We start from the raw sequence: 8,622 nt of genomic DNA, 5'->3' as shown, positions 1-8,622 counted from the left end.
AATATGAGGCTCTACACTGGTTTATTCTGGGTGCAGCTGAGCCGACGAAGATCGCCACTCACGCGATAGTCGGCAGCGTCATATGTGTCGAAGGGCCAGCCCCCCTGCCGCGCGTGGGGATCGGCACCGACGTGCACGCGTGGGCACCCGAGGACGCCCCCCGGCCCCTGTGGCTCGGCGGCATCCACTGGCCCGGCGAGCGGGGCGTGGCCGCGACCTCGGACGGGGATGTGGCCGCCCACGCGGCGTGCAACGCCCTGCTCTCCGCCGCCGGCCTCGGCGACCTCGGCGCCGTGTTCGGCGTCGACCGGCCCGAGATGGCGGACGCCTCCGGCGCGGACATGCTCCGCGAGGTGCTGCGCCTGCTGACGGAGGCGGGCGTCGCCGTCGGGAACGTGGCGGTCCAGGTGGTCGCACCCCGGCCCAAGGTGGGCACGCGCCGCGCGGAGATGGAGGCCGCCCTGTCCGCCGCCCTCGGCGGGGCCCCCGTGTCCGTCTCCGCCGCCACGACGGACCGGCTGGGCTTCATCGGGCGCAGGGAGGGGCTGGTGGGGATCGCGACCGCGCTCGTCGTCCCCGCGGCCTGAGCCCGCGTCGGCGCACCGACTAGGCTGGCAGAGCCCCGTCAGGACCCCGCCCCTCCGGAAGGACCGCGCCCCCCATGGCCCAGCGCTTCTACGACACCCGCACCGCGCAGATCCGGGACTTCGAGCCCCTCGTGCCCGGCGAGGCGTCGGTGTACTACTGCGGGGCCACGGTGCAGGGCATGCCGCACGTGGGCCACGTGCGCAGCGCGATCGTGTTCGACATCCTCATCCGCTGGCTCGAGGCCACCGGGCTGCGCGTCACCTCGGTGCGGAACGTGACGGACATCGACGACAAGATCCTCGACCGCTCGGCCGCCTCCCACGAGGCCGGCTTCGAGGCCTCGGACCTCTATCCGGCCCGCGAGCCGTGGTGGGCCCTGGCCTACCGGTTCGAGAAGGCGTTTGACGCCGCCTACCTCGCCCTCGGCGTCCGCCGTCCCACCTACGAGCCGCGCGCCACCGGCCACGTGCCCGAGATGTTCGCGCTCATCGAGCGCCTGATGGAGCGCGGCCACGCCTACCCCGCGCAGGACGGCTCGGGAGACGTCTACTTCGACGTCCGGTCCTGGGAGCGCTACGGCGAGCTCACCCGCCAGCGCGTGGAGGACATGCAGGACGCGCCCGACGCCGACCCGCGCGGCAAGCGCGACCCCCGCGACTTCGCCCTGTGGAAGGGCGCCAAGCCCGGCGAGCCCGCCACCGCCGTGTGGGAGTCGCCCTGGGGTGCCGGCCGCCCCGGATGGCACCTGGAGTGCTCGGCCATGTCCACGAAGTACCTCGGCGCCGAGTTCGACATCCACGGCGGCGGCCTGGACCTGCGGTTCCCGCACCACGAGAACGAGCTGGCCCAGTCGGCGGCCGCCGGGGACGGCTTCGCCCGCTTCTGGCTGCACAACGGGCTCGTCACCTACGGCGGGGAGAAGATGTCCAAGTCCGTGGGCAACACGATCTCCCCCGAGGAGATGCTCGGCATGGCCCGCCCGACGGCGGTGCGCTACTTCCTGGGGCAGGCCCACTACCGCTCCCAGCTCGACTACCGGCCCGGCGCCCTCGACGAGGCCGAGGCCGCCGTCGAGCGCATTGAGGGCTTCACGGCCCGCGCCCGCGCCGCCGGCGCCGTCCCGCCCGCCCCCGACGGGGCGCTCGCGGACCGTGTGCCAGCCGCCTTCCGCGCCGCCATGGAGGACGACCTCAACGTGCCCCAGGCGCTCGCGGCCCTGCACGAGGCCGTGCGCGCCGGCAACTCGGCGCTGGCCGGGCAGGACCTCGACGCCGCGGCCGCCCGTCTGGCCGAGGTGGAGGCCATGACCGCGGTGCTGGGCCTGGACGACGTGCCCGAGGGCGACGACGCCGCGGCCGGCCCGGTGTCGGACGCCCTCGACTCGCTCGTCCGCTCGCAGATCGAGGCGCGGGCGCAGGCCCGCGCGGACAAGGACTGGGCCACCGCGGACCGCATCCGCGATGCGCTGGCCGCGGCCGGCGTCGTGGTGGAGGACGGCGCCGACGGCGCCACATGGCGCCTGGCGGACTGACACCTAGACTGGAGGGCGATCCGGCGGCGCCCCGCGTGCCGCCGCCCCCGTCCCCGGCACGCAGGAGTCCCGCCATGTCCACCGCCCCCCGCTCCGGCGGATCCCGCAAGCCCAAGGGCAAGAAGGGTCCCATGAAGGGCACCGGCGGCCACGGTCGCAAGGCGCTCGAGGGCCGCGGACCCACGCCCAAGGCCGAGGACCGGGTCTACCACAAGGCACACCGCGCCAAGCAGCTGGCCGAGCGCTCGGCCGCCAAGCGCGGCCCCGTGAAGGACCAGGTCCGCGGCCGCGTGAAGCTCACGGACGAGACGGTCTCCGGTCGCAACCCCGTGCTCGAGGCGCTGCGCGCGGGCATCCCGGCCAAGGCGCTGCACGTGGCCGTGCGCATCGAGATGGACGACCGCGTCAAGGAGGCCCTGCGCCTCTGCCTCGAGCAGGGCGTGCCGGTCCTGGAGAACACCAAGCCGGAGCTGGACCGCCTCTCCGGCGAGGCCGTGCACCAGGGCATCGTGCTGCAGATCCCGCCCTATGAGTACGCGGACGCCACGGCCCTGGCCCTCGACGCGCTCGCGAAGCACGAGAAGGGGCACCTGCGGACCCCGCCGCTGCTGATCGCGCTCGACGGCATCACCGACCCCCGCAACCTCGGCGCCATCATCCGGGCCGGCTCCGCGTTCGACGCGGACGGCGTGATCGTGCCCGAGCGCCGCTCCGTGGGCGTGACCGCCACCGCCTGGCGCACCTCGGCCGGCGCGGCCGCGCGGGTGCCCGTGGCCCAGGCCGGCAACCTGAACACCACCCTCGTCGACCTGCACAAGGCCGGCTACTTCGTGCTGGGCCTCGACGGCGGCGGGGACGTCTCCCTGCCCGGGCTCGCCCTGGCCACGGAGCCGCTCGTGCTCGTGGTGGGGGCCGAGGGCAAGGGTCTGTCCCGCAAGGTGCGGGAGCACTGCCAGCAGATCGTGTCCATCCCGATCGACTCGACGATGGAGTCCCTCAACGCCTCGATGGCGGTGGGCATCTCCCTGTACGAGATCTCGGTGCAGCGCGCCGGCGGGCGCTGACCTCCACGGCGCCCCCGCCCGGGATGACGGCCAGGCGGGGACGCGGGTGTCGCACACGGCGCCGACGCGGGCAGAGTGTCTACAGTGACGCCGATCACATGGCAGGATGTCGCGTGGACACGCCCACGTCTTGCCTGTGATGCGTGTCACCGCGCACAGTGTCTGCACTGTGTCCGACGGGCCCCCGTCGGCGAGCGCATCCCGCACCGCACCATCAGAACGAGGTCCGTCTCAGGAAGCACCGCTCCCTCCCCCTCACCGCCGCCCTCGCCCTCGCCGCCCTCGGGCTCACGGCGTGCGGCGACTCCGGCTCCGGCGGCTCCGGCTCGTCCTCCGCCGCCGGCGGCGACGGCTCCTACACCGTGGGCATCAACCAGCTCGTCTCCCACCCGGCGCTCGACGGCGCGGCCGAGGGCTTCAAGGAGGCGTTCGAGGACGCCGGCCTGGACGTGACGTTCGAGGAGCAGAACGCCCAGGGCGAGCAGGCCACGGTCACCTCCATCGCCTCCACCTTCGCCAACGACGGGGACGTGGACCTCGTGGCCGCGATCGCGACCCCCGCAGCGCAGGGCACCGCCTCGGCCGTGAAGGACAAGCCGGTCGTGTTCATGGCGGTCACCGATCCCCAGGGCGCTGAGCTCGTGGCCTCGGACGAGGCCCCGGGCGGCAACGTCACCGGCGTCTCGGACCGCAACCCGGTCAAGGAGCAGCTGCAGCTGCTCAAGGACGTGAAGCCGGACGCCACGACCGTCGGCATCGTCTACAACTCCGGCGAGGCCAACTCCAAGGTCCAGGTGGACCAGGCCAAGGAGGCCGGCAAGGAGCTGGGCCTCGAGGTCAAGGAGGCCACCATCACCAACTCGTCCGAGGTCCAGCAGGGCGTGCAGTCCCTGTCCGGCGTGGACGGCATCTACGTGCCCACGGACAACGCCGTCGTCTCGGCGCTGGAGACCGTGGTGGGCTACGGCAAGGAGCAGCGCGTCCCCGTCATCTCGGCGGACATCGACTCCGTCGAGCGCGGCGCCCTGGGCACGTACGGCATCGACTACGAGGCGCACGGCAAGCAGGCCGGCGAGATGGCCGTGAAGATCCTCAAGGACGGCGCGAAGCCGGCCGAGCTGCCCGTGGGCTACGCCGACCCGGCCAACCTGCAGCTCGTGCTGAACCCGAAGGCCGCCGAGGCCTACGGCGTCGAGATCCCCGCCGAGCTCACGGACAGGGCCGACCAGCTCGTCGAGGGCTGATCCCGCGCCTGCCCGCCTCCGCGGCGGCCCGGACCACGGGGTCCGGGCCGCCGCGGAGCACGTCGACGGCCGGCCCACCCCGTCACGCCGTCGTCCGTCCCCCTCGCACCGCCCGAAAGGCACCCACCCCATGCTGACCGCAGTGGAACTGGGTCTGATCTACGCCGTCGTCGCGCTCGGCGTGTACCTGACCTTCCGCATCCTCGACTTCCCCGACCTCACGGTGGACGGCTCGTTCACCACCGGCGCCGCCACGGCCGCCGTGCTCATCACGGGCGGCACGCCGGTGCCCCTGGCCATGCTCGCCGCCTTCGTGGCGGGCGCGCTCGCGGGCCTCGTCACCGGCCTGCTGCACACCAAGGGCCGGATCGACGGCCTGCTCGCCGGCATCCTCACGATGATCGCGCTCTACTCGATCAACCTGCGGATCATGGGCAAGGCCAACATCCCCCTGCTCGGCCAGGACACCCTGTTCACGTGGCTCGGCGACCTGGGACTGGCCCGGAACTGGGGCTCGATCCTCGTGCTCTTCCTCGGCGTGTTCGTGGTGAAGCTGATCCTCGACTGGTTCCTGCACACGGACCTGGGCCTCGCCCTGCAGGCGACCGGTGACAACGAGGAGATGATCCGCTCGTACGGCGTCTCCACGGACCGGATGAAGATCCTCGGCCTGATGATCTCCAACGGCCTCGTGGCCCTCGGCGGCTCCCTGCTGGCCATGTACCAGGGCTTCGCGGACATCTCCATGGGCATCGGCCTCATCCTCGTGGGCCTGGCGTCCGTGATCGTGGGCCAGGCCGTGTTCGGCCAGCGCACGGTCTTCTGGGCGACGCTCGCCGTGATCGTCGGTGCCGTGCTCTACCGCCTGATCATCCAGTTCGCCCTCAACGCGGGCCTGAGCCCGAACGACATGAAGCTGATCTCCGCGGCGCTCGTCGTCGTGGCCCTGCTGCTGCCGCGCTTCGGCTTCGCCACGCGCCTGGGCCTGCGCACGCGGGGCACGGCCGTGACCCCGGGGCCGGGCGCCGCCGCCCCCGCCGCATCCGTCTCCGAGGAGGCCCCCCGTGCTTGAGATCTCGCAGGTCTCCAAGACCTTCTTCCCGAACACCGTCAACGAGCGTCGCGCCCCGCAGGGCATCGACCTGCACCTGGCCGAGGGCGACTTCGTCACCGTGATCGGCTCCAACGGCGCCGGCAAGTCCACGATCCTGAACACGATCGCCGGCAAGTCCACGATCCTGAACACGATCGCCGGCAAGCTGCTGCCGGACACCGGCACCGTGGCCGTGGGCGGCAAGGACGTCACCCGCATGCCGGACCACCGCCGCGCGGCCTCCATCGGCCGGGTGTTCCAGGACCCGACGGCGGGCACGGCCCCGAACCTCACGATCGAGGAGAACATGGCCCTGGCCTGGCGACGCGGGCACGCCCGCGGGCTCTCGCGGGGCGTCTCCCGCGCCCGGCGCGCGATGTTCCGCGACGAGCTCACGAAGCTCGAACTCGGCCTGGAGAACCGCCTCACCGCCAAGGTCGGGCTGCTCTCCGGTGGCCAGCGTCAGGCGTTGAGCCTGCTCATGGCGACGTTCTCCGGACCGAAGATCCTGCTGCTGGACGAGCACACCGCCGCCCTGGACCCGTCCCGGGCGGAGCTGGTGACCCGCCTGACCCGGCAGGTGGTGGCCGAGCACCGGCTCACCACGCTGATGGTCACGCACAACATGTCCCAGGCCCTCGAGGTCGGCAACCGGCTGATCATGATGCACGACGGCCGGATCATCCTCGAGCTGGACGAGCAGGAGAAGGCCGGGCGCACCCCGGCGGACCTGCTGGCCGAGTTCGGCAAGATCAAGGGCGCCGTCGTGGACGACAAGACCATGCTGTCCTGAGCGTCCCGTCCGGCGCCCCGTCCCCGGCCCGCCCCTCCGCCCCACGGCGGGCGGGCGGGCCGGCCGTTCTCACCGGCGCGGCCGCGGGGTAGCGTCGTGGCGTGAGCACCGTGAAGCCCGACACCCAGAGCGCCACCGCAGCCGATGTCCGCCTCCAGACCGTCACGGGGCGCATCCCGGTGACGGACGTGCAGCCCGTGGTGCTGGACGGCCGGTTCCCGGCGAAGGCCGTGGTCGGCGAGGACATCCCCGTCCGCGCGACCGTGTTCCGCGAGGGCCACGACTCCGTGCGCGCCACCGTCCGCCTGCTCGACCCGGCCGGCGCCGAGGTGCAGCGCGTGCAGATGCGTCCGGGCCGGCCCGGCCTGGACGAGGTCGTGGCCACGCTGCGGCCCGCCGAGCCGGGCCTGCACCAGTTCGTGGTCGAGGGCTGGGACGATCCGGTGGGCACGTGGAAGCACGCGGCCACCGTCAAGATCGCCGCCGGCGTCGACGTGGAGCTGATGCTCGCCGAGGGCGCGGCCCTGTTCCGCCGGGCCGCCGAGGACGCGGAGCGCTCGGCCGAGGACCGCGCCGTGTTCGAGGAGGTCGTTCGCGGCCTCGAGGACGAGTCGCTCATCCCGGCCCAGCGCCTGGCCTCCGCCGAGTCGGCGGAGGTGTCCGCCGTCCTCCACGCCCGCCCCGTGCGGGAGCACCTCACGAGCTCCGAGCTCTACCCGCTGGACGTGCAGCGCGAGCTCGCCGGCCGCGGCGCCTGGTACGAGTTCTTCCCCCGCTCCGAGGGCGCCCGCTTCGACGAGGCCTCCGGCACGTGGTCCTCCGGCACCTTCGCGACGGCGGCCGACCGGCTCCCGGCGGTCGCCCGGATGGGCTTCCAGGTGGCCTACCTGCCGCCGATCCACCCGATCGGCACCACGCACCGCAAGGGTCCGAACAACACGCTGACTGCCGGGCCGCAGGACCCGGGCTCGCCGTGGGCGATCGGCGGGCCCGAGGGCGGGCACGACGCCGTGCACCCGGACCTGGGCACCGTCGAGGACTTCGAGGCGTTCGTGGCCGCGGCCGCGGACGAGGGCCTCGAAGTGGCCCTGGACCTGGCCCTGCAGTGCTCCCCGGACCACCCGTGGGTCACCGCGCACCCGGAGTGGTTCACCACCCGCGTGGACGGCACCATCGCGTACGCGGAGAACCCGCCGAAGAAGTACCAGGACATCTACCCGCTGAACTTCGACAACGACCCGGACGGCCTCGCCCAGGCGGTGCTGGACGTGGTGCGGGGCTGGGTGGCCCGCGGCGTGCACATCTTCCGCGTGGACAACCCGCACACCAAGCCCCTGTGGTTCTGGGAGTGGCTGATCGCGAAGGTCCGTGCCGAGGAGCCGCGCGTCGTGTTCCTCGCCGAGGCCTTCACCCGTCCCGCGATGATGCACGCCCTGGGCAGGGTCGGGTTCCAGCAGTCCTACGGGTACTTCACCTGGCGGAACACCGCCGAGGAGCTCGCGGAGTACCTCCAGGAGATCTCGCACGAGACGCCGGCGTTCTACCGCCCCAACCTCTTCGTCAACACGCCGGACATCCTCACGGAGTACCTGCAGCACGGCGGCCCGGGCGCGTTCCGGATCCGCGCCGTCGTCGCGGCCACGGCCAGCCCGCTGTGGGGCGTCTACGCCGGGTTCGAGCTGTTCGAGCACGTGGCCCGGCCCGGCGCGGAGGAGTACATCGACAACGAGAAGTACGAGTACCGTCCCCGGGACTGGGAGGGCGCGGAGGCCGCGGGCGCCTCGCTCGCCCCGTACCTCACCCGGCTCAATGAGATCCGCGCGGCGCACCCGGCGCTGGGCGACCTGCAGAACCTGACCCTGCACTCCTCGACGCACCCGGACCTGCTCGTGTTCTCGAAGACGCGCTCGGCCCGGCCCGAGGGCGCGCACCGGGACGCCGAGGCGGTCACCGACGCCGGTCCCGCGGAGGACACCCTGATCGTCGTCGTCACCACGAACCCGCACGACGTCGTCGAGGCGACCCTGGACCTGGACCTCGAGGCGCTGCGTCTGCGCCCCGAGGACCGCGACGCGTCCGGGGCCGTCGAGGTGGAGGACCTGCTCACCGGCCAGCGCTGGCAGTGGGGCCGCACCCCGTACGTCCGCCTGGACCCCAACGTCGAGCCCGCCCACGTCTGACTCTTATACACTTCTGTCGCTGCCGCCGCACGCATTCCAGATATCTGCGCCCCGTGCCGTGCTCATAAAGATAATAAATGGATATCCTCTCAATCATTCGAGTTTCTGTAATGCGACCAGCGTGTGCAT

7 protein-coding genes are annotated in these 8,622 nt (G+C 72.6%); all 7 read left to right on the top strand.

Annotation, left to right across the window (positions count from 1 at the left end; genetic code table 11):
• Positions 1-113: 113 nt before the first annotated feature.
• Positions 114-587: a 2-C-methyl-D-erythritol 2,4-cyclodiphosphate synthase gene (gene ispF, locus FLM69_RS10530; protein WP_252411630.1), complete on the top strand. Its 474-nt coding sequence runs from the start codon at positions 114-116 to the stop codon at positions 585-587.
• Positions 588-661: 74 nt separating this feature from the next.
• Positions 662-2,119, top strand: a complete 1,458-nt coding sequence (gene cysS, locus FLM69_RS10525; RefSeq protein WP_060973913.1) for a cysteine--tRNA ligase — start codon at positions 662-664, stop codon at positions 2,117-2,119.
• A gap of 74 nt (positions 2,120-2,193) precedes the next feature.
• On the top strand, positions 2,194-3,183 hold the full coding sequence (rlmB, locus tag FLM69_RS10520; RefSeq protein ID WP_141844168.1) for a 23S rRNA (guanosine(2251)-2'-O)-methyltransferase RlmB: 990 nt from the start codon (positions 2,194-2,196) through the stop codon (positions 3,181-3,183).
• A 143-nt stretch (positions 3,184-3,326) separates the two neighbouring features.
• Positions 3,327-4,427: an ABC transporter substrate-binding protein gene (locus tag FLM69_RS10515; protein ID WP_255502832.1), complete on the top strand. Its 1,101-nt coding sequence runs from the start codon at positions 3,327-3,329 to the stop codon at positions 4,425-4,427.
• Positions 4,428-4,557: 130 nt separating this feature from the next.
• The gene (locus FLM69_RS10510) at positions 4,558-5,499 is read left to right on the top strand and encodes an ABC transporter permease (protein ID WP_141844166.1); all 942 of its coding nucleotides are present in this window, start codon (positions 4,558-4,560) and stop codon (positions 5,497-5,499) included.
• Positions 5,492-6,313 carry an ABC transporter ATP-binding protein gene (locus tag FLM69_RS10505; RefSeq protein WP_141844164.1) on the top strand — a complete coding sequence of 274 codons (822 nt, stop codon included), beginning with the start codon at positions 5,492-5,494 and terminating at the stop codon, positions 6,311-6,313. The genes FLM69_RS10510 and FLM69_RS10505 overlap by 8 nt, the downstream gene beginning before the upstream one ends.
• Before the next feature lie 101 nt (positions 6,314-6,414).
• Positions 6,415-8,493 carry an alpha-1,4-glucan--maltose-1-phosphate maltosyltransferase gene (locus FLM69_RS10500; protein WP_141844162.1) on the top strand — a complete coding sequence of 693 codons (2,079 nt, stop codon included), beginning with the start codon at positions 6,415-6,417 and terminating at the stop codon, positions 8,491-8,493.
• The last annotated feature ends 129 nt before the right edge of the window (positions 8,494-8,622 follow it).

Origin of the sequence: Micrococcus sp. R8502A1 (genome assembly GCF_006704135.1) — a bacterium.
GTDB lineage: Bacteria > Actinomycetota > Actinomycetes > Actinomycetales > Micrococcaceae > Micrococcus > Micrococcus luteus.
The sequence above is the reverse complement of the archived record's forward strand: the minus strand, read 5'-3'. Positions and strand labels throughout refer to the sequence as shown.